The organism is Rhizobium sp. BR 250 (genome assembly GCF_047445855.1).
Classification (GTDB): domain Bacteria; phylum Pseudomonadota; class Alphaproteobacteria; order Rhizobiales; family Rhizobiaceae; genus Agrobacterium; species Agrobacterium tumefaciens_I.
The window spans coordinates 274,175-294,164 of sequence record NZ_JARWKW010000003.1; the positions used below are offsets into that span (position 1 = coordinate 274,175).

Annotated in this window: 19 protein-coding genes; 10 read left to right on the plus strand and 9 right to left on the minus strand. The window is 59.0% G+C overall.

The window, feature by feature from the left end:
* The first annotated feature begins 6 nt into the window (after positions 1–6).
* On the plus strand, positions 7–1,011 hold the full coding sequence (locus QD336_RS06645; RefSeq protein ID WP_499169913.1) for a type II secretion system F family protein: 1,005 nt from the start codon (positions 7–9) through the stop codon (positions 1,009–1,011).
* Between the two features lie 10 nt (positions 1,012–1,021).
* Positions 1,022–2,008: a type II secretion system F family protein gene (locus QD336_RS06650; protein ID WP_499169914.1), complete on the plus strand. Its 987-nt coding sequence runs from the start codon at positions 1,022–1,024 to the stop codon at positions 2,006–2,008.
* A gap of 85 nt (positions 2,009–2,093) precedes the next feature.
* Here the strand turns inward: QD336_RS06650 and QD336_RS06655 are convergent, their stop codons facing one another.
* On the minus strand, positions 2,094–2,804 hold the full coding sequence (locus QD336_RS06655) for a tetratricopeptide repeat protein (RefSeq protein WP_499169915.1): 711 nt from the start codon (positions 2,802–2,804) through the stop codon (positions 2,094–2,096).
* Between the two features lie 256 nt (positions 2,805–3,060).
* On the opposite strand from QD336_RS06655, the gene QD336_RS06660 reads away from it, so the two are divergent.
* Positions 3,061–4,455 (plus strand): leucyl aminopeptidase family protein, encoded by a 1,395-nt coding sequence (locus QD336_RS06660; protein ID WP_269341528.1) that lies wholly within the window; start codon positions 3,061–3,063, stop codon positions 4,453–4,455.
* Positions 4,456–4,508: 53 nt separating this feature from the next.
* Here QD336_RS06660 and pncB read toward each other — a convergent pair whose 3' ends face one another.
* The 7 genes from pncB to QD336_RS06695 form a co-directional block, all read right to left on the minus strand.
* Positions 4,509–5,813 carry a nicotinate phosphoribosyltransferase gene (gene pncB / locus QD336_RS06665; RefSeq protein WP_003507389.1) on the minus strand — a complete coding sequence of 435 codons (1,305 nt, stop codon included), beginning with the start codon at positions 5,811–5,813 and terminating at the stop codon, positions 4,509–4,511.
* A 213-nt stretch (positions 5,814–6,026) separates the two neighbouring features.
* Complete coding sequence (locus tag QD336_RS06670; RefSeq protein ID WP_269341527.1) at positions 6,027–6,386, minus strand: hypothetical protein; 360 nt, start codon at positions 6,384–6,386, stop codon at positions 6,027–6,029.
* A gap of 95 nt (positions 6,387–6,481) precedes the next feature.
* On the minus strand, positions 6,482–7,333 hold the full coding sequence (locus tag QD336_RS06675; RefSeq protein ID WP_499169917.1) for a C40 family peptidase: 852 nt from the start codon (positions 7,331–7,333) through the stop codon (positions 6,482–6,484).
* An 18-nt stretch (positions 7,334–7,351) separates the two neighbouring features.
* Positions 7,352–7,696, minus strand: coding sequence for a MarR family transcriptional regulator (locus QD336_RS06680; RefSeq protein WP_010970731.1), 345 nt, complete (start codon positions 7,694–7,696; stop codon positions 7,352–7,354).
* Between the two features lie 364 nt (positions 7,697–8,060).
* Positions 8,061–9,167, minus strand: coding sequence for a DUF475 domain-containing protein (locus tag QD336_RS06685; protein ID WP_499169919.1), 1,107 nt, complete (start codon positions 9,165–9,167; stop codon positions 8,061–8,063).
* 293 nt (positions 9,168–9,460) lie between these two features.
* Positions 9,461–10,378 carry a DMT family transporter gene (locus QD336_RS06690; protein ID WP_442864891.1) on the minus strand — a complete coding sequence of 306 codons (918 nt, stop codon included), beginning with the start codon at positions 10,376–10,378 and terminating at the stop codon, positions 9,461–9,463.
* A gap of 125 nt (positions 10,379–10,503) precedes the next feature.
* Entirely contained in the window at positions 10,504–11,385 is an 882-nt protein-coding gene (locus tag QD336_RS06695; protein ID WP_499169920.1) for a LysR family transcriptional regulator, read from the minus strand.
* Positions 11,386–11,491: 106 nt separating this feature from the next.
* Here QD336_RS06695 and QD336_RS06700 point away from each other — a divergent pair, with 106 nt between their 5' ends.
* Positions 11,492–12,988: a CoA-acylating methylmalonate-semialdehyde dehydrogenase gene (locus tag QD336_RS06700; protein ID WP_499169922.1), complete on the plus strand. Its 1,497-nt coding sequence runs from the start codon at positions 11,492–11,494 to the stop codon at positions 12,986–12,988.
* Between the two features lie 95 nt (positions 12,989–13,083).
* On the opposite strand, the gene QD336_RS06705 is transcribed toward QD336_RS06700, so the two are convergent.
* A complete protein-coding gene (locus tag QD336_RS06705) occupies positions 13,084–14,133 on the minus strand; it encodes a Fe(3+) ABC transporter substrate-binding protein (RefSeq protein ID WP_499169923.1) in 1,050 nt (349 codons plus the stop codon).
* 173 nt (positions 14,134–14,306) lie between these two features.
* Here QD336_RS06705 and rirA point away from each other — a divergent pair, with 173 nt between their 5' ends.
* From rirA to QD336_RS06735, 6 genes are all read left to right on the plus strand, one after another.
* A complete protein-coding gene (gene rirA, locus QD336_RS06710; RefSeq protein ID WP_269341520.1) occupies positions 14,307–14,777 on the plus strand; it encodes an iron-responsive transcriptional regulator RirA in 471 nt (156 codons plus the stop codon).
* Positions 14,778–14,943: 166 nt separating this feature from the next.
* Entirely contained in the window at positions 14,944–15,990 is a 1,047-nt protein-coding gene (locus QD336_RS06715; RefSeq protein ID WP_499169924.1) for an AbrB family transcriptional regulator, read from the plus strand.
* A gap of 149 nt (positions 15,991–16,139) precedes the next feature.
* A complete protein-coding gene (gene osmF / locus QD336_RS06720) occupies positions 16,140–17,051 on the plus strand; it encodes a glycine betaine ABC transporter substrate-binding protein OsmF (protein WP_499169925.1) in 912 nt (303 codons plus the stop codon).
* A gap of 84 nt (positions 17,052–17,135) precedes the next feature.
* Positions 17,136–18,302, plus strand: coding sequence for an ABC transporter permease (locus QD336_RS06725; protein WP_499169927.1), 1,167 nt, complete (start codon positions 17,136–17,138; stop codon positions 18,300–18,302).
* Positions 18,299–19,237, plus strand: coding sequence for an ABC transporter ATP-binding protein (locus QD336_RS06730; protein WP_499169928.1), 939 nt, complete (start codon positions 18,299–18,301; stop codon positions 19,235–19,237). Before QD336_RS06725 ends, QD336_RS06730 begins: the two co-directional genes overlap by 4 nt.
* Positions 19,234–19,974 carry an ABC transporter permease gene (locus tag QD336_RS06735; protein WP_499169930.1) on the plus strand — a complete coding sequence of 247 codons (741 nt, stop codon included), beginning with the start codon at positions 19,234–19,236 and terminating at the stop codon, positions 19,972–19,974. The genes QD336_RS06730 and QD336_RS06735 overlap by 4 nt, the downstream gene beginning before the upstream one ends.
* Positions 19,975–19,990: the final 16 nt, after the last annotated feature.

Here is a 19,990-nt window from a genome sequence, read left to right on the forward strand (position 1 = left end):
ACTGCCATGGACCCGACAATAGTGTTATTGGCCGTACTTGTCGCCATCTCGGCAGGAGCGCTCGCCTATGCTTTTCTCTTCCAGCAGATAGAGGTCGAGAAAAAGACCACCAGCCGCTTCAAGCGGGTCCAGGCCGCCGAGACGGATCACACAAATATCAAGGCTGCGCGGGATCGCGTCCAGGAACTCAGCAAACGCCGCAAATCCATGCAGGACAACCTGCGGGAAATGGAAAAGAAACAGACCGAGAAGGCGAAGAAAGCAAAGAATGTCAGCCTGCGCGACAAGCTGGTGCAGGCCGGACTGGCAATTTCCGTTCGGCGGTTTCATGTCCTGAGTGCCGGCGCTTCGGTTTTAGCCGTTCTCGTCGCACTTCTTTATGGTCTGTCGTTAATCTTCGCCCTGCTCATCGGAGCGGTCGCGGCTTTGGGCATGCCACGCTGGGTGCTGGCATTTCTTCTCAAGCGCCGGCAGAAAAAATTCCTTGAGGAATTTCCCAATGCGCTGGACGTCATGTGCCGGTCGATCAAATCCGGATTGCCGCTGAACGATGCCGTGCGACTGATCGCATCGGATGGTCAGGAACCGGTGAAATCGGAATTCCAGCGGGTCGTCGACGCACAGCAGGTCGGTATCGGCATCCCGCAGGGGATCGAGCGCATGATGCTGACCATGCCACTTTTCGAAGTGAGTTTCTTCAGTATCGTCATCAATATCCAGGCACAGGCAGGCGGCAATCTTTCGGAAGCATTGTCCAACCTTTCCAAGGTATTGCGTGACCGCAGAAAAATGCGCGCCAAGGTGAACGCCCTGTCCATGGAGGCGAAAGCATCCGCCGTGATTATCGGCGCATTGCCCTTCATCGTGATGATGCTGGTATATTTCACCTCGCCCGACTATCTCACGGTGCTTTTCACCGATCTGCGCGGACACATTATTCTGGGAGCATCCGGAATATGGATGCTCATCGGAATTTTCATCATGCGCCAAATGATCAATTTCGATATTTGAGGGGGCAACCATGACAGGAAATCTGCTTTCCCGCCTGACGGATCCGCAAACGATCATCGCCATTCTCGTCACGCTGGCGGTTTTCGCGACCCTCTATACGCTGATCATGCCTTTCCTGGAGCGGAAAGATCTCGCCAAGCGCATGAAAGCCGTCTCGTCGGAACGGGAACTCATCCGCAGCCGCGAGCGCGAGCGACTGGCGACCGTGACCAGAGAGAGCAGGTCCTCCCTGCGTGGCAACAACAACAAATCCGCGCGGCGCATCGTGGAGAAATTCAATCTTCAGGAAGCCCTTGTCGACAAGAACACGATGAACAAGCTGCGCGCGGCCGGTTTTCGGTCGCAAAATGCGCTCAATACATTTCTTGCCGCCCGGTTCGTATTGCCATTCGTTTTTCTCGCGGTGGCGTTCACCTGGGTCTTCGTTCTTGGAAACCTCGCCAATCAGACCTTTATCGTTCAGCTGATGGCGGTGCTTCTTTTTGGCTATGTCGGCTTTTACGCTCCCAATATCTACGTTTCGAACCGCATGACCAAGCGGCAGGCCTCCATCAAGCGAGCCTGGCCGGATGCGCTTGATCTCATGCTGATCTGCATCGAGTCCGGCGTCTCCATGGAAGCAGCCATGCGCCGCGTTGCCGAGGAGATGGGCGAGCAGTCGCCTGAACTGGCGGAGGAAATGATCCTGACGACAGCGGAACTCTCATTCCTTCAGGACAGGCGCACGGCGCTTGAGAATTTTGGGATGCGCACCCAGCTGGACGGCGTCAGAAGCGTGGTGCAGGCCCTTATCCAGGCGGAACGATATGGTACGCCGCTGGCTCAGGCGCTGCGCGTTCTCGCGCAGGAAGGCCGCGACGAGCGGATGAATGAAGCGGAGAAAAAAGCCGCCGCACTGCCGCCGAAACTCACCGTGCCGATGATCGTGTTTTTCCTGCCGGTCCTCATCGCCGTCATTCTCGGGCCGGCTGGCATTCGGGTGGCCGATTCGTTCTGAGGCATGAAACGCGCCGAAAATTTGCGCGCAGGGGGCAGTAGTGATTTGCCTGCCGGACCACACCACCAATGTTTCTGAAAATACCTCAGCCAGCCGGCTTGCTGTCTTTTTTCGCCAGCTGCTGCCAAGAATTCTGCTGCGACAGCATTGCACGCAGATAGGTCAAGTTAGCCTGCGCCTGCTGCGGAGAAAGTTCCTGAACGGCGATGCGCTCGGCTTCGGCAAAGCGGCCCTGGAGACCGACCACGAGCGCAAGGTTCTGGCGGACGCGGCTGTCGGCGCCCGGCTGGGCGATCGCCGATTGCAGATAGGTTTCGGCGGTGCGCGGATCGCTCGACAGGACATAGGACATGCCGAGATTGGACAACACGCTCGGATCGTTCGGTTTGAGGTCGAGCGCCTGCCGGTATCTGGAACGTGCCTCGTTCGAGCGGCCAAGCTGGTCGAGCACGGCGCCCTCGGCGGAGTAGAGCCGCCAGTCGGGACGATCAGGCGTCTGCGCCCGCTGGATGGTCGAAAGCGCCTGTTCCAGCTGGCCGGCGGCCGCCTGCGACTTGCCATAGGCGGCAAGCACATCACGGTCGGCTGGATTGGCGATGGCGATCTGCTGCATGACGGCGAGCGCCTGCGTATTCTTGCCGGTCATCATCAGCACGCTGGCGTAATTCATACCGGCGGACTTGTCCTTGGGGTTGCGTTCATAGGTTTTGCCGGCAGCCTCTTCCGCCTGCCGAAGCTGCTCCATGTTCAGATGGTCGTAGGAGCGCGTGGCTGCGGGAATAGAGCCGGTGGACATGCGATCTGGCTTGTTGGTGCTCGCACATCCTGAAACCGCAAGAACCAGCGCCGCGAGACATGTGCCCCGCAGCAACCCTGTCCGGCCTGTCTTAGCCAAAGAAAATGCAGTCATGGCAGCGCCCCCGCCCGAGAATGATCGATCTTGCGCCCGACACACGACAGACTCACATGACGCAACTTTCGCTTAAGCAATAATCTGTTAACCCTAACAGAGCGTTAATCGCACCGATTCTCGATATTTACGGAAGCATACCATGGCGCCCTATCAGTTCATCGAACGCCCCACCCCTTTCAGCTCGAAGGCAGGCAGCACATTGCCGGTTTTCGCCGTCACGCCAGCCCATATCGAACAGGGTGCCATAGACCCGGTCGCTCTGGACTGGGCAAAAAAGGCGGGGTTCAAGGCGGAAGCTGGCGCCGTCCTGCTCGTTCCTTCCGCTGACGGATCGCTGGGCGGCGTGCTTCTCGGCCTCGGTGGCAATCCTTCCGAAATTCCCTTCATCACCGGCAAACTCGCCCGTGAGCTGCCGGAGGGTGAGTGGCACATCGAAACCGCGCCCCTGACGGCCAATCGCCTCGCGCTCGGTTTCGGCCTCGGCAGCTATCGCTTCGACAAATACAAGACCACCAAGACCAACGGGGCAAAGCTTCTCATTCCGCAGGATGCCGAAGACGGCGAGATCAAGCGCATTCTGGCAGGTGTCTTCCTTGCCCGCGACCTCATCAACGTCCCGGCCAATGACATGGGACCGGACGAGCTCGAGATTGCCTTTCGTGCGCTTGCCGCCCATTACAAGGCGAAGGTGAACGTTACGACCGGCGACGATCTGCTCAAAGAAAACTTCCCGCTGATCCATGCCGTTGGCCGCGCCAGTGAAAGCGCACCGCGCCTTCTGGAAATGAACTGGGGCAAGAAGGGCAATCCGCGCCTCACTCTCGTCGGCAAGGGGGTCTGCTTCGATACCGGCGGTCTCGATATCAAGCCCGCCGCGTCCATGGCGCTGATGAAGAAGGATATGGGTGGCGCCGCCAATGTTCTCGGCCTTGCGCTGATGATCATGGATGCCAAGCTGCCGGTCGATCTGCGCGTTCTCGTGCCGGCGGTCGAAAACTCCATCTCCGCCAATGCCTTCCGTCCCGGCGATATCTATAGGAGCCGCAAGGGGTTGACGGTACAGATCGACAATACCGATGCGGAGGGCCGTCTCGTTCTGGCCGATACGCTGGCCTATGCCGACGAGGACGCGCCGGACCTGATGATCGACATGGCGACGCTGACGGGTGCCGCACGCGTGGCGCTGGGTCCCGATCTGCCGCCCTTCTACACCGATGACGAGGATCTGGCCCATGATATCGCGGAAGCCAGCATCGATACGGATGACCCGCTGTGGCGCATGCCGCTCTATATGGGATATGACAAGGATATCCGCTCAAGGGCAGCCGATATCACCAATGCGCCGTCTGGCGGCATGGGCGGATCTATCACCGCTGCCCTGTTCCTGAAGCGCTTCGTCACCAATACCAAGCGCTGGGCGCATTTCGATATTTACGGCTGGTCGCTCAGCGAGCGTCACCATTCATCGATCGGCGGGGAAGCGCAGGGTATCCGCGCGCTCTTCCATTACATCGCACATCAATTCGCGAAATAATCGGCCTAATCAGGATTCGACGGGCGCTTCCTCAACCGGAGCGCCCGGTTGCCTTAAACAAGAACCTTCTGTTCCTTGTGGTCTTCCTCGCCGAAGAACTTCAGGTAACGCTCCACTTCGGCCGGATCGCCGGTGGCTTTTTGCGGATTATCCGAGAGCTTCACCGCCGGACGGCCATTGGCGTCGCTGACCTTGCAGACGATGGAGATCGGCTTGAGGCTGGCAATGGTTTTCGGCGCACAGCCGGCAAAATCATTGGTCAGATTGGTGCCCCAGCCGAAGCTCATGCGCACCCGACCCTCGAAATGCCTGTAGGTGTCGATGATGGCGTCGACATCGAGACCATCAGAGAAGATCAGCATCTTCTTGCGCGGGTCGCGGCCCATCTTCTGCCACCACTCGATGATCTTTTCCCCGCCTTCGATCGGCGGCGCGCTGTCCGGACGGAAACCCGTCCAGTCCGCCACCCATTCCGGCGCATTGCGCAGGAACGCTGCCGTGCCGAAGGCGTCCGGCAGCACGATCAGCAGGTTGCCGCCATAAAGCCGGTTCCAGTCCTTCAGAACCTGATAGGGCGCGGCGGCCAGCTCCTCATTGGTCTGCGCCAGCGCCGCAACCACCATCGGCAGTTCATGCGCGTTGGTGCCCACGGCTTCGAGATCGGAATCCATGGCGAGGAGCACGTTGCTCGTACCGGTAAAGGCTGGACCGATGCCTTCCTTCAGCGCCTCGACGCACCAGCGCTGCCAAAGGAAGCTGTGGCGGCGGCGGGTGCCGAAATCGGAGATGCGCAGGCCCGGCAGTTCCCGCAACCGCTCGACCTTCTCCCACATCTTGGCCTTGGCGCGGGCATAAAGCACATCAAGCGTGAAATAACCGAGCGAGCGCATGGCGCTGCGTGAACGCAATTCATTGATGATCGCCAGCGCCGGGATCTCCCAGAGCGTCGTATCCATCCAGCGGCCATGGAAGTTCAGCTCATATTGCCCGTCGCGCTTGAAAAGTTCGTATTCCGGCAATTGATAACTCGAAAGCCAGGAGAGGAATTCCGGTTCGAAAATCTGCGAGCGGCCGTAAAACGTGTTACCCGCAAGCCAGATATTTTCCTTCTTGGAGAGACGTAGGGTGCGCGCATGATCGAGCTGTTCGCGCAACTCCATCTCGTCGATTTCTTCCGCAAGCCGCACCGTCTTGGTGCGGTTGATCAGCGAAAACGTCGCATCGACTTCCGGATAAAGTTTCCAGATCATCTGCAACATCAACAGCTTGTAGAAATCCGTATCGATCAGGCTGCGGACAATCGGGTCTAGCTTCCAGGTATGATTATGGACACGGGTGGCAATATCGGTCTTCGTCATACTTGCATTCCCCAATATCGGCTAAAGGTCAAAAAACAGCCGATCTCACTCCGCACCCCGGCAGGTTTCAACCTGTCACGCGGAAGATTTATCTGAAAAAGCGACAACAAGTCCAGAGCGCTGGCCGGGCAAATGCCTCTGGTGCCCGCCTGCGCATCGATTTTCCGAGAGAGCCGCATTGCCGTTTTGGTTCGGGGCCGAAGTCACGCCGCTTCAGAAGGTCGGGTCAACCGGATTGATGCCGGGATACCAGTCCTTGGAAACCGGATTTCTGCCGCCGAAACTGGAAATGCCGTTTTCGTCGGTACAGCGGTAACCCTGAACCGGAAGTCCACGGCTGCCGAAAACATTCCTGTAGGAACCTCGGGAATATCCCGTCCTGCCGAGTTCGCTATGGCAATTGTAACGGACCTTTGGCTGCAGCGTGCGCGGGTCCTTGACGCCGGGCAGGTTCGCGTAGGCATCCGGGGCAGGAGCAAAACCATTCTGGAAAACGGTCTGCGCCTGCGCCGAGGCGCTCAGCAAAGCCGCCGTGAGGATCACTGCCAGTCGTGTTGCCGTTCTTGTCTTCATCGATGCCGGTCCCGTACCATCATCCAATGGATGTAGGCCGTCAGTGGCTTTCGCACAAAGGGCCGGGCAGGCACAATTTCGTGAAAGCCGCCGTCTCAGCCTTCCAGACGGCGGAAAGCCGTCGGCTTTTCATAAAGCCAGCCGATGCGCTCGATCGCCGCATCGAGATTTTCGCGCGCGACATTCATCGTATGGCCATTGGCATGCAACAACGTTTCCTCGTTTTCCATGAGGCCGACATGGCCCTTCCAGAAGACGAGATCGCCGCGGCGCAATTCATCACGCTCGATTTCCACGCCGAGCGACTTCACCTGCATATCCGTGTCGCGCAGAACCCGTCGACCAGTCATCGCCATGGAAAGCTGCACGAGGCCGGAACAATCGATACCGAAGCCGGAGCGGCCGCCCCAGAGATAGGGGGTTTCGATAAATCGCAGAGCCACCGCCACATAATCTTCTTCAAGCGAAGCATCGACGGTCCGGCAATGGGCGGCGATGATGCCTTCGCCCTTTTCTGTCATCAGGTAGCGGGTGCCGCGCGTCTCCGCCTCACCGACAATGCGGATCAGGCTGCCCATGGACAGCGCCGCGACCGGAGGCTTGCGCAACTCGGCCGAGGGATAGAGGAACGTGCGCGGCGCGATGATCTGATGCGTGGCGGCGACAACATCGCCGATAGCCGTTTCCGGCACATAACCAGCATAACCATCCACATCCGCCTGCACCCAGGCCCAGCCATTCGCCCGGTCGAAAACGCGCACTGTTTCGCCGCAGAGAAGTTCTGTGTCTATGCCTGTGGCGAGATCGGGGGTAGGCCGCAGGCCAATGACCGGTGCGGTGACCTGCGCGGGCGAACCGCTGACGAAACGTTCGGCCTGCACCACGCCCTGCAGTTTCGCATCGGCGAGATCTGGGCGGAAGACATTCAGGCGGCGGTCGAGCATCATGGTTTTCACTTCCAGAAATTAAATCTTGCGTGCCTGATCAATAATCAGATCGCCGAATTTTTCCAGATAAAGCGCACCGGCGACGGTACGTTTTATCACAACATTGCGCCTGTCCCGTTCATCCCGCACCCGGTCGACCAATCCCAGCGCACCGAGACTGTCGAGTGCACGGGTGATGACCGGTTTGGTGACCCCCAGCATGGCGGCGAGGCCCCGAACGGTATGCGGCGGTGGCACGAGATAAATCTGCAGCAGGATGGCCGTCTGACGCAAGGTCAAATCCGGCTGATCGTCAATGACCTGCGCCGTGGATACACGGTGCCAGAGCCCCAAGGCCTCCGTGGGCGACAATTGTGCAGGCAAGCCAGTGACCCTTCCAGTCGTTGTTCCACTGTTTTCATTCAACGGAGGGGAAAACTCAAGAACCAACCCGCATAAACGAAACCGCCGTGCGGCGCAGATCCGGAAGATCGCGCGGCACGGCGGTATTTATCGACCCGTTTTCGGGTTTTCACGTCCCCTCTGGACTTGCAAGATGAGATGCAGGAAGCGTGCCAGTTTTGTTGCGCCGCACAAATACAAGCAAAAGCAGGTACTTGGAGTATATGTCCGGCTCTATGGCCAAATTTTCCACAAAGAGCAAATAGCAATAAAAACAGGCAACGGGTGACGTAATGCTTAAAAACTGCCTTCCGCCGGCACGGCGGAAGGCAAGGATGATCGCGGATCAGATTTCCGCGCCGCGTGCGGCTTCGACCGCATCGGCATTTTGCTGCCGGTTATAGCGGATCGACGACCAGAGCGAGATGCCGATCAGGCCCGCGCCGCCAAGGCCGGTGATGACCTCCGGTATATGCACCATGGTCTGCACATACATGATGACCGACAGGATCAGGATCGCATAAAAGGCGCCGTGCTCCAGATAACGATATTCGGCCAGCGTTCCCTTTTCGACCAGCATGATGGTCATCGAGCGCACATACATGGCGCCGATGCCAAGACCGATGGCGATGATGAAGAGGTTCTGCGTCAGCGCGAAAGCACCGATCACACCATCGAAGGAGAAGCTGGCATCCAGCACTTCGAGGTAGAGGAACGCACCGAAACCGCCCTTTGCAGCGCCTTCCAGCATTTCCTGGCTGCGATCGAGAATGCCGCCGACAACTTCCACCAGGAGGAAGGTCAAAAGACCCCAGATCGCCGAATGGAAGAAGGTGTTGGCCGCAACCGGACCAAGCTCCGGATTGTCGCTTGCGCCGATGATACGGGAAAAGATCAGCATGATGATCAGCACGAAGGCGATCTCGATGCCCTTGACGGAAGAATAGATCGCCGCCTTTTCCTCGATCCAGCGCACCCAATGCACGTCCTTTTCATGGTCGAAGAAGAAATTGAGACCGACCATCATCAGGAAGGTGCCGCCGAAAGCCGCAATCGGCAAATGGGCGTCCTGCATGATTTCAGCATAACGTTCCGGCTGCGTGGCCGCCATGACGAGCGCCGTCCAGGGGCCGACATTGGCCGCAACGACGACGATGAGCAGCGGGAAGACGATACGCATGCCGAAAACGGCAATCAGGATACCCCAGGTCAGGAAGCGGTGCTGCCAGACCGGTGTCATGTCCTTCAGCTTGTTGGCATTGACGATGGCGTTGTCGAAGGAGAGCGAGATTTCCAGCACCGCGAGGACGACGCAGATGAAGAAGATCGTCGCCGTGCCGCCGACCGTTCCGGTCATTTCCCAACCGAGATAGCCACCGAGAATCAAGCCGAGAACGGTGACGATAAAAGCCCACTTGAAGTAGGAAAGCGTGGTTTTCTGGGCAGAGCTCATGTCCGGTCGCCTCCGATAACGAGGACATTCACGGACCGACGCGGGGCGTCAGGCCGCACGCAGAAAGCACGCGCGCGAAGCACATTCAGGTTTTTCATAGTTTTTAATCCGCCGGCCAAATTTTTGCAGGCGGTACCGACATCGCGAGAGCGCCGTAAAACTCTCGCCAGAGGGGCCCGGCACCTTTGTTTCCTCTGCCCTTGCGAGACAAATCATCGCAGGGCCCCTTCTTACTTCCTGAAGAACACGCCGTCGTCAAGTCCCGTGATTGTGACCACGACGAACAAGAAAGATCAAACCTGCTCCGCAGCCAGTCCTTCAGCGGTTTCGCGGCGTCGTTTGAGTGAATTTTCTCGAAAGAAGATATAAAGGCCGGAAAGCACAATCAGGCCCGCACCGACAACGATACTGGTCTGCGGCACATCGCCGAAGAACAGCCAGCCGAAGATGACCGCCCAGAGCAGCAACGTATATTGCAGCGGCGCGACAGTAGCAGCATCGGCAAGTTTGAGCGCACGGTTGACCAGCACATGTGCCGTCATCGCCACCACGCCGAGCAGGCCGAGAAACGCCAGATCGAAGCTGGACTGAACCGGCAGCCAGCCGGATGGGGTCATGAACACTGCGACGATGCCCGCAAGCCCTGCGCCGATGATCTGCCAGAAGGCCAGCACAGTATCGGGCGTATTGCGCAGCTGACGGCCGGACAACATCATGAAGGCGAAGGCGGCGCTGCCGAGGATGGAAAAGAGCGCTGCGGAGGTGAGGCTTGCCGAGCTGGGTTTGAGCGCGATGAGAACGCCGACAAAACCGATGGCAATGGCCGTCCAGCGCCTCCAGCCGACCTTTTCCCCGAGCAGAAATGGCGAGAGCGCCGCCACATAGATCGGAGCCGCGAGCCAATAGGTCATGACGTCCGCCAGCGGCAGGGCGGCCACGGCGAAATAGAAACAGAAAAGCTCGGCCGTGGAGAAGAACACGCGCGCCACCTGAAGGCCGGGCCGCTCGATGTTCACGAGGCCGGAAAGGCCGGCTCTCCAGACGATGGGAACCAGAATGACAAGCGCTGCCGCACTTCGGATGAGAATGACCTGACCCTGGCTATAGGTTGCGACCAGCCATTTGCCCATGGCGTCATTCAATGCAAAGAGCAGCATTCCAAGCAGCATGACGGCCACGCCGAGACCGGTCGGCGAAAGCTTTTTTATCATAGTCGACATGTCAGATTCCGATTTCTCCCAATGGCTGCATTGGTCGTCCAGCCAGCAGCCCTTTGTCAAGCCCGGAACGACCCGTCACCGGCAATTAATAGTACTAATGGATCGGCGGCCGGATGTCAGATGAAGATTCGTCGCTCTTCCGCGACCAGTTCCTGGAGAAAATCGACGACCGTGCGGACACGGACCAGCTGGCGGGCGGATTCATGATAAGCCGTCCAATAGGAGCGGCTGATACCGAGATGCGGCATGATCCGCCTCAGTTCGGAATATTGCCCGGCGATGTAATTGTGCAGGATGCCGATCCCCGCCCCCGACCGTACCGCCTCTGTCTGGCCGGTGGCGCTGGAGATTTCGAAGGCGGCGTCCCAGTCGCGCATGATCTCACCGGTATAATTGAGCGAGGGCGAAAAGATCAGGTCCTCCACATATCCGATGCGCCGGTGGCGTTTCAGCGCATCGACATCCGCCGGCGTGCCGTAGTCGGCCAGATAACCCGCCGAGGCATAGAGGCCCAGTGAATAATCGGTGAGCTTCGAAAACATCAGCCTGCCCTGTTCCGGCCGCTCGATGGTGATGGCGATATCGGCCTCGCGCTGCGACAGGGAGAAGGATCGCGGCACCGGCACGAGCTGGATTTTCAGGTCGGGATAACGGGCCGTCAACCGGCCAAGCCTTGGCGCGAGGAAGGACACACCAAGACCATCCGGCGCGCCGATGCGCACCGTTCCCGCCACCGCCGTATCGACACGGCCGAGATTGGCCTGGGCATTCAGCATTTCGGTTTCCATGCGCTCGGCCCCGGCAAGAAGGCTCTGGCCCTCCTCGGTCAGCTCGCAGCCATTGGTGCTTCGCAGGAAAAGCTGCGTGCCGATGGCCGCCTCCAGCGCGGAAATTCGCCGGCTGAGGGTGGCATGGTTCACACCGAGCTTTCTGGCCGCCGAAAGAAACTGGCCGCTTCGCGCGACGCTGAGGAACAAACGCACATCATCCCAGTTCACGGCACCCTCCTTATGTCTATTTTTGCACAATGGATGCTTATTTCAGGCGATTGATTTGTGCAAATCGAAAGGTAATGCTGCGCCATCATATTCTGGAGGAAAACCCATGAAGGAAATCGGTCATTTCATTAACGGCAAGCATGTGCCGGGCACCAGCGGCCGCACATCGAATGTCTATAACCCCGCCACGGGCGAAGTGCAGGCAACCGTTGCGCTTGCCAGCGACGCCGAGCTGCGCGCCGCCGTGGAAAGCGCCAAGGCGGCGCAGCCGAAATGGGCCGCGACCAACCCGCAGCGCCGCGCCCGCGTTTTCTTTAAGTTCGTCGAACTTCTGAACCGCGACATCAACGAGCTGGCGGTGCTGCTTTCCAGCGAACACGGCAAGACCGTCGAAGATTCCAAGGGCGATATCATTCGCGGTCTTGAAGTCTGCGAATTCGTTTGCGGCATTCCACATCTGCAGAAGGGTGAGTTCACCGAAGGTGCTGGCCCTGCCATCGACATGTATTCGATCCGCCAGCCGGTCGGCATCGGCGCGGGCATCACCCCGTTCAACTTCCCCGGCATGATCCCGATGTGGATGTTCGCCCCGGCAATCGCCTGCGGCAACGCCTTCATCCTCAAGCCTTCCGAGCGCGACCCGTCGCTGCCGATCCGCCTTGCCGAACTGATGATCGAAGCCGGTMTTCCGGCCGGCATCCTGAACGTCGTCAATGGCGACAAGGGCGCGGTCGACGCCATCCTCACCGATCCCGACATCGGCGCAGTCTCCTTCGTCGGCTCGACGCCGATCGCACGCTATGTTTATGGCACCGCAGCCATGAACGGCAAGCGCGCGCAATGCTTCGGCGGCGCGAAGAACCACATGATCATCATGCCGGATGCCGATCTCGACCAGGCAGTGAATGCGTTGATGGGTGCAGGTTACGGTTCGGCCGGCGAACGCTGCATGGCCGTTTCCGTTGCGGTTCCGGTTGGTGAGGAGACGGCAAACCGTCTCGTCGAAAAGCTCATCCCGCAGATCGAAAGCCTGAGAATCGGCCCCTATACCGACGACAAGGCCGATATGGGTCCGCTCGTCACCAAGGAAGCGCAGACGCGCGTCAAGGGCCTGATCGACAGCGGTGTCGCGCAGGGTGCGAAGCTCTTGGTCGATGGCCGCGACTTCAAACTGCAGGGTTATGAAGACGGTTATTTTGTCGGCGGTTGCCTGTTCGACCACGTCACCCCTGACATGGACATCTACAAGACGGAAATCTTCGGACCGGTTCTGTCCGTCGTCCGCGCCAAGAACTACGAAGACGCGCTGGAACTGCCTATGAAGCACGAATACGGCAACGGCGTTGCGATTTACACCCGTGACGGCGATGCCGCCCGCGACTTCGCAAGCCGCGTCAATATCGGCATGATCGGCGTCAACGTTCCGATCCCGGTTCCGCTCGCCTATCACTCCTTCGGCGGATGGAAGGCTTCGAGCTTCGGCGATCTCAACCAGCACGGCACGGATTCGATCAAGTTCTGGACGAAGACCAAGACGATCACCTCGCGCTGGCCGTCGGGCATCAAGTCCGGAGCTGAATTCGTCATGCCGACGATGAAATAAGCCGGACAGCCGGCAAGAGAACAAAAAGCCCCGCTGTTGTTGCAGCGGGGCTTTTTTGCTGGCACTCAGAAGAGTGACTGAGAGTAGCGTGACCTTCAGTTGGTCGGGCCGTCATTAAAACCCACTTCGTCCACCAGCTCCGAAGCCTGTTTGCGATGGGCGGCAATATCCGTCAGCGGCAGTTTGTCCGGATGGATGGGGCCGAAACCCTTCACCACGTCGGAAGGCTCCGCACCCGGCAGCACCGGATATTCGAAAACCTGCTTGGCGTAGATTTCCTGTGCTTCACGCGAGGCGAGGAATTCCATCAGCTTCAGCGCATTGTCCTTGTTGGGCGCATATTTCGTCAGCGCCATACCGGAAATATTCACATGGGTGCCACGATCACCGGCATTGGGGAAGATCACCCGCACCGAACCCGCCCATTCCTTTTCTTCCGGCTCGCGATCATTGGTCAGCATCAGGCCGACATAATAGGTATTGCCGAGCGCGATATCGCATTCGCCGGAAAAGATCGATTTCGCCTGGCTGCGGTCGGTTCCATCAGGCTTGCGGGCGAGATTATTCTTCAGGCCCGTCAGCCATGTGCGGGTATAATCGACGCCGTGATGGGCGATCATCGAGGCGATCAGCGCAATATTATAGGAATGCTGGCCATCGCGAATGCATATCTTGCCCTTCCATTTTGGATCAGCAAGCTCCTCATAGGTGATGTCCTTCTGGGTCACCCGCTCCTTCGAAGCATAGACAACCCGGCCGCGAGTCGTGAGACCAAACCACTCACCCTCGGGATCACGCAGGTTGGCGGGAATATCCTTTTCGATGACGGGATCACCCAGAACCGGCTGCGTGACCTTGCCCTCTTTCGCCTCGACGAGACGGGCGATATCGACCGTCAGCAGCACATCCGCAGGTGAATTGACGCCCTCTGCCTGAATACGTTCCACCAGACCCTTGTCGAGAAACAGGACGTTCGTCTCTATCCCGGTTTCCTTGGTGAAGGCATCGAGCAGCGGCTGGATCAGTTCAGGTTGGCGATAGGAATAGACGTTAACCTCCCCCTCTGCCAGAGCGGCGGGCGCGAAGGAAAGGATCGTCAGCCCTGAAAAAACGGCAGCGGAAAAGCATGATTTCAAGCTTGCCATTATGAATGCCTCCATTACATTCCGATTCTTGACTTGTTTGTTCATGAAACATCGAGGCGGTCAACAAGGCGGTTCGAGAAATATCGGGTGGGTGCCAGTTTTTTCAGTTTCTGGAATTGTTCTAAACTGAAAAAGAGACTATATAACTCCACATTGAGAGTTAGGAGACCAGCATGCGTTTGACCAAACAGACCAACTATGCCGTTCGCATGTTGATGTATTGCGCTGCGAATGAAGGCAAGCTGAGCCGCATTCCAGAGATTGCCAGGGCCTATGGCGTATCTGAGCTGTTCCTGTTCAAGATCCTGCAGCCGCTCAACAAAGCGGGCCTCGTCGAAACCGTGCGCGGCCGCAATGGCGGCGTGCGCCTTGGCAAGCCTGCCGACAAGATCAGCCTGTTCGACGTCGTGCGGGTGACGGAAGATAGCTTCGCCATGGCTGAGTGCTTTGAGGACGGCGCTGTTGAATGTCCGCTCGTGGACAGCTGCGGCCTGAATTCAGCGCTGCGCAAGGCGCTGAATGCCTTCTTCGACGTGCTGACGGAATATTCGATCGATGATCTCGTCAAGGCGCGCCCGCAGATCAACTTCCTGCTTGGGCTCGATACGGAAATGCCGAAGGTTGCCGCACTTCCGGCTGCCTGACCTTTTCGTTGCCCAAACGGCGACATCCAGAGCCCGTGCCACAGGTCACGGGCTTTTTTTATGAAATGCTCATGAAATGTAATATTTTCAGCCCTCAAGGTTGACGCCGCGAGACGAAGCGGCGCATTTGGTCGCGAGCTTTTTCAAGCAACCAATCAGCGTCGCAATGATCATCAAGCCTGAATTCCACACATTTGCGCTTACCGCGCTTGTCGGCAGCATGGGTGCACTGCTTGCCAGCCTCATCAATATTCCAGCGCCGTTTCTTTCCGGGCCGGCACTTGCCGTGACGATCACGGGATTGGCCGGCATAAGGCTTGGCGTTCCCGCCTTCATCCGCAATGCCTGTTTCGTTGTCGTCGGCATTTCCATGGGAACGAGCGTAACGCCCTCGGTCATCGATGCCGCCAAGACATGGCCATTGAGCTTCGCCGTCGTCCTCGTCGCCGTCGTGATCATGCTCTATGTCGCTTACTGGATCCTGCATTACGGTTTCGGTTACGACCGGACAACGGCGATGCTCGGCGCTTCCCCCGGCCATCTCAGCTACATCATCAGCCTCGGCGCCGAGACGAAAAGCGACCTTGCTACCGTCAGCATCGTTCAAAGCGTGCGCGTGCTGGCGCTGACGCTTTCCGTGCCGCTGATCGTCGAATATTTCGATCTGGTCAGCACGGAACCCTTGATCACAAACCCGCCAATGGGCCTTTTTACGCTGGTGCTCACCATCGCTGCCTCGCTTCTGACCGGGTGGCTTTTCCTGCGCTGGAAATTCCCCGCCGCCCTGCTGCTCGGTGGTGTTGCGATCTCCATCGGCACGCATATTACCGGCCTTACTGAAGGTGGCGTGCCCACATGGCTCAGCCTGCCGGTCTATGTGCTGATCGGCTGCCTTATCGGCACGCGCTTTTCGAATGTCTCGCTGATGGAGGTCCGCAAGGGCTTTCTGGCCGGCCTCGTCGTCACCATTGCCGTGATGGTGATTGCCGGCAGCATTGCCTGGCTGATTTCCCGCGTGACCGGCGTGCCGCTTAATGCGGTCATGATCGCCTATGCGCCGGGTGGTCTTGAAACCATGGCGGCCATGGCGGTGATGATGCATGCCGATACCGCCTATGTCGGCTCACATCACGTCATCCGGCTTCTCTTCCTGTCCGTTCTCATGCCGCTCGTCATGGGTAAGGATGCCCGCAAGCGGGACGGCGACGCCTGACGAGCGCTGGCTCTCGGTGCCAACCGGACCCTCGACGCGAAAATTCGGACGGCGTGCAACCTTTTTTCCTCCCGGCCGTTGATACTCCGCCGCAATTGCGGCGGCGATCTTTCGCCTGTTCGGCAGGCTGACCCACCGGAGGACTATTCATGAACCGCTTGATGACGTTGACAGGCGCCGGACTTGCGCTTGCCTTTTCTGTTTCCATCGCTCAGGCGCAGGTGGTGGTGTCGTCGAAGATCGACACGGAGGGCGGTGTTCTCGGCAACATCATCCTCGCTGTCCTGAACCAGAACAAGATCGAGACGACGGATCGCATCCAGCTCGGCGCAACCCCGGTCGTCCGAAAAGCAATCACCGCAGGTGAGATAGACATCTATCCGGAATACACCGGCAATGCCGCCTTCTTTTTCTCCAAGGCGGATGATCCGCTCTGGAAGGACGCCACCAAGGGGTATGAAGAGGCAAAAACGCTCGACTACGATGCCAACAAGATCGTCTGGCTGACGCCATCTCCGGCCAACAACACCTGGGCGATTGCGCTGCGCAAGGATGTCGCCGACGAGAACAATCTGAAGACGCTTTCCGACTTCGGCAAATATGTTACCGATGGCGGCGCGGTGGTTCTTGCCGCCTCCTCCGAATTCGTCAATTCCGCCGCCGCCCTGCCCGCCTTTCAGACGACCTATGGTTTCACCATGAAGCCGGATCAGCTGATCACGCTTTCCGGTGGTGACACAGCGGCCACGATTGCCGCTGCCGCCAACCAGACGAACAATGCCAATGCCGCCATGGTCTATGGCACGGATGGCGGCATTGCCCCTTCCGGTCTTGTGGTTCTGGAAGACGACAAGCATGTGCAGCCGGTCTATCAGCCCGCGCCGATCATTCGCGAAGAGGTTCTGAAAAAGCACCCCAATATCGAGGAACTGCTGAAACCCGTGTTCGAAAAGCTTGATCTTGCGACCCTACAGGATCTGAATGCCCGCGTGCAGGTAGGCGGCGAGCAGGCGAAGACCGTGGCGCTGGACTTCCTGGCAAAGAACGGTTTCGTCAAGTAGTGGCTCATGGCGCTGGAAGAGGAGGGATGAGAACGGAAGCAGTCTCATCATCCGATCCCAACCCAGGGTACAGGGGAGCAGGATTTGACGAAATGGCCTGACAAGGTGGGCGGGCTGATTTCGTGCCTGCTTCTTTATGCGCTTTTTGCATCGCCCTTCATGACGTTTCGCGCCAACCGGATTGTTCAGGGGGAAACACGAACAATCTTCGAGGCCCTACCATCGCCGGCCGCGACACTCCTTGCGGCCATCATTCTTCTTGCGGCATTCATCGCCTTTTTCCGCTTTCCCGCGCGGCTGAAGCTTGCAGCCGCACTGGGCGGTCTAGCGGCGCTCTCGGTTTTTGTCGGACAGGCGGCCTCATTTCTCACGCCGGAAGGAAACAGTTTTGCCCGCGTCTCGCCGTCGAGCGGTTTCTGGTTGCTCTTTGCCGGGCTGGCTCTGCTCGCCACGGACTGTATCGCACGTCTTGAGCCGAAACCCGCCATCCGGATCTTGCTGTTACTGCTGGCGACCGCCGCACTTTCCGCCCTGCTGGCAAGCGGCCTCTGGAATGATCTCTCCATCATCAAGGAATATACCGGCCGGGCCGACATATTCTGGACCGAGGCGGTGCGGCATGTGGAGCTCGCCATCGGGTCGCTGATCGCCGCGACCGTCGTGGGTATTCCGCTGGGCATCCTCTGTTACAAGGTCGAGCGGCTGCGGGCAGGCGTTCTGAACAGTCTCAACATCGTCCAGACCATTCCCTCCATCGCCCTGTTCGGCCTTCTGATCGCCCCGCTCGGATGGATTGCAGCCACCGTGCCGGGCGCGGCGAGGATCGGCATTGCCGGCATCGGCATGGCGCCGGCCTTCGTGGCGCTGTTTCTCTATTCGCTGCTGCCGGTCGTTTCCAACACGGTGGTCGGTCTTGCCGGCGTTTCCCAGGCGGTCCTGGAAGCGGCACGCGGGCTTGGCATGACACCGGTGCAGCGGTTGCTGCGGGTGGAATTTCCGCTCGCCATGCCGGTCATTCTCACCGGCATTCGCATCGTGCTGGTGCAAAATATCGGGCTCGCGACAATCGCCGCCCTGATCGGCGGCGGCGGTTTTGGTGTTTTCGTGTTTCAGGGCATCGGGCAGACAGCCATGGATCTTGTGCTGCTCGGCACCGCCCCGACCGTTCTCCTTGGCTTTGCCGCCGCGATCACACTCGACGCCCTCATAGACAGCAATCTCTTCAGCGCAGGCGGAAGGCAGAAGCCATGATCGAGATCGACACCATCACGAAACGATATGGCGATACGGCCGTTGTGGATCAGGTATCACTGACCGTTGCGCCGCGCACCGTGACCGTCATCGTCGGCACGTCCGGATCGGGGAAAACCACCCTGCTGCGCATGATCAACCGGCTGGTGGAACCGACCTCCGGTGCGATCCGCATCGACGGCGAAGATGTCAGCGCCATTCCGGGTTTCAAACTACGCCGTCAGATCGGCTACGCCATTCAGGGCCATGGACTTTTTCCGCACCGAACCGTGGCGGAAAATATCGCGACCGTGCCGCAGCTGATCGGCTGGGACCGCCAGCGCATAAAGGCCAAGATCGACGCGCTCATGCATCTGTTCCAGCTTGATCCCGGGCTTTATGCGGATCGTTTTCCGCACGAGCTTTCCGGCGGCCAGCAGCAGCGCGTCGGCGTAGCCCGCGCACTGGCGGCAGAACCGAACATTCTCCTGATGGACGAACCCTTCGGCGCGCTGGACCCGGTGATCCGCGCCAAGGCCCAGAACGACCTTCTCGATATCCAGAAGAAGCTCGGCGTCACCATCGTCCTCGTCACGCACGACATGGACGAGGCTTTCCATCTGGCGGATCGCATTGCCGTGATGGACAAGGGCCGCATCGTGCAGGATTGCCCGCCGACGGAGTTGGTGCTGAAACCGGCGACGGATTTCGTCCGCACCATGATCGGCGAAAACGAACGCGCGCTCAAACTGCTTTCGGTTCTCTCCGTCGCCGACATCGTGGAGCCGGGAAGTGCGGAAGGTACGCCGCTCACCGAAGGCACCAGCCAGCGCGATGCCCTTTCGGCCATGTTATGGGCGGGCTGCGATGTCTTGCCTGTCATAAAAGACGATGGGCGACCCATCGGCCTGGTGCGACGTGACGTTCTCCTCCAGCGTGCCACTGGCGCCCCATGAAAAACGCCTTTTCTTTTTTCTCTCTTGGCCTTCTGGTGCTGGCGCTGATCATCTTTCTTGCCGCACCGCAAATCTTCACGCCGATCTTTCGCCCTCTCGTGCAGGCCAATGCGCCAGCCATCTACACGCAGGCCAATCTCTTTTCCCTGACGCTCTCGCATCTGACCACGGTTGCCATCGCAACCGGACTGGCCACGCTCACGGCGGGGGCGCTTGCGGTTCTCGTCACCCGGTCTTTCGGGGCGGATTTCCTGCCGCTGTCGCGCAGCATCGTCAATATCGGCCAAACCTTTCCGCCGGTGGCGGTGCTGGCACTGGCCGTGCCGATGATGGGTTTTGGCGAAAAACCCACGCTCATCGCCCTGTTTCTTTATGCGCTTCTGCCGGTGTTCGAAAATACGCTGACCGGGCTGACCACCCTACCGGCCACGGTGATGGATGCCGCCAGAGGCAGCGGCATGACCGGCTGGCAGCAGCTGGTCAAAGTGGAACTGCCGCTTGCCCTTCCGGCCATTCTCGCCGGCATCCGGCTTTCGGCGGTCATCAGCCTTTCCACCGCCACCATCGGTTCGACGGTTGCCGCCCGCACGCTCGGCGAAGTGATCATCGCCGGCCTGCAATCCAACAATCTCGCCTTCATTCTCCAGGGCGGTTTGATCGTCGCGGCACTGGCGATCCTCATCCACGCCGGCTTTTCCGCACTGGAAAGGTCCGCAGCCCGCAAAACCGGGCACTGACATGCGGAGCCACCCA

Coding starts and splice junctions, on each gene's coding strand:
- QD336_RS06645 (WP_499169913.1), top strand. CDS start 7: ATGGACCCGACAATAGTGTTATTGGCCGTACTTGTCGCCATCTCGGCA.
- QD336_RS06650 (WP_499169914.1), top strand. CDS start 1,022: ATGACAGGAAATCTGCTTTCCCGCCTGACGGATCCGCAAACGATCATC.
- QD336_RS06655 (WP_499169915.1), bottom strand. CDS start 2,804: ATGTCCACCGGCTCTATTCCCGCAGCCACGCGCTCCTACGACCATCTG.
- QD336_RS06660 (WP_269341528.1), top strand. CDS start 3,061: ATGGCGCCCTATCAGTTCATCGAACGCCCCACCCCTTTCAGCTCGAAG.
- pncB (WP_003507389.1), bottom strand. CDS start 5,813: ATGACGAAGACCGATATTGCCACCCGTGTCCATAATCATACCTGGAAG.
- QD336_RS06670 (WP_269341527.1), bottom strand. CDS start 6,386: ATGAAGACAAGAACGGCAACACGACTGGCAGTGATCCTCACGGCGGCT.
- QD336_RS06675 (WP_499169917.1), bottom strand. CDS start 7,333: ATGATGCTCGACCGCCGCCTGAATGTCTTCCGCCCAGATCTCGCCGAT.
- QD336_RS06685 (WP_499169919.1), bottom strand. CDS start 9,167: ATGAGCTCTGCCCAGAAAACCACGCTTTCCTACTTCAAGTGGGCTTTT.
- QD336_RS06690 (WP_442864891.1), bottom strand. CDS start 10,378: ATGATAAAAAAGCTTTCGCCGACCGGTCTCGGCGTGGCCGTCATGCTG.
- QD336_RS06705 (WP_499169923.1), bottom strand. CDS start 14,133: ATGGCAAGCTTGAAATCATGCTTTTCCGCTGCCGTTTTTTCAGGGCTG.
- rirA (WP_269341520.1), top strand. CDS start 14,307: ATGCGTTTGACCAAACAGACCAACTATGCCGTTCGCATGTTGATGTAT.
- QD336_RS06715 (WP_499169924.1), top strand. CDS start 14,944: ATGATCATCAAGCCTGAATTCCACACATTTGCGCTTACCGCGCTTGTC.
- osmF (WP_499169925.1), top strand. CDS start 16,140: ATGAACCGCTTGATGACGTTGACAGGCGCCGGACTTGCGCTTGCCTTT.
- QD336_RS06730 (WP_499169928.1), top strand. CDS start 18,299: ATGATCGAGATCGACACCATCACGAAACGATATGGCGATACGGCCGTT.
- QD336_RS06735 (WP_499169930.1), top strand. CDS start 19,234: ATGAAAAACGCCTTTTCTTTTTTCTCTCTTGGCCTTCTGGTGCTGGCG.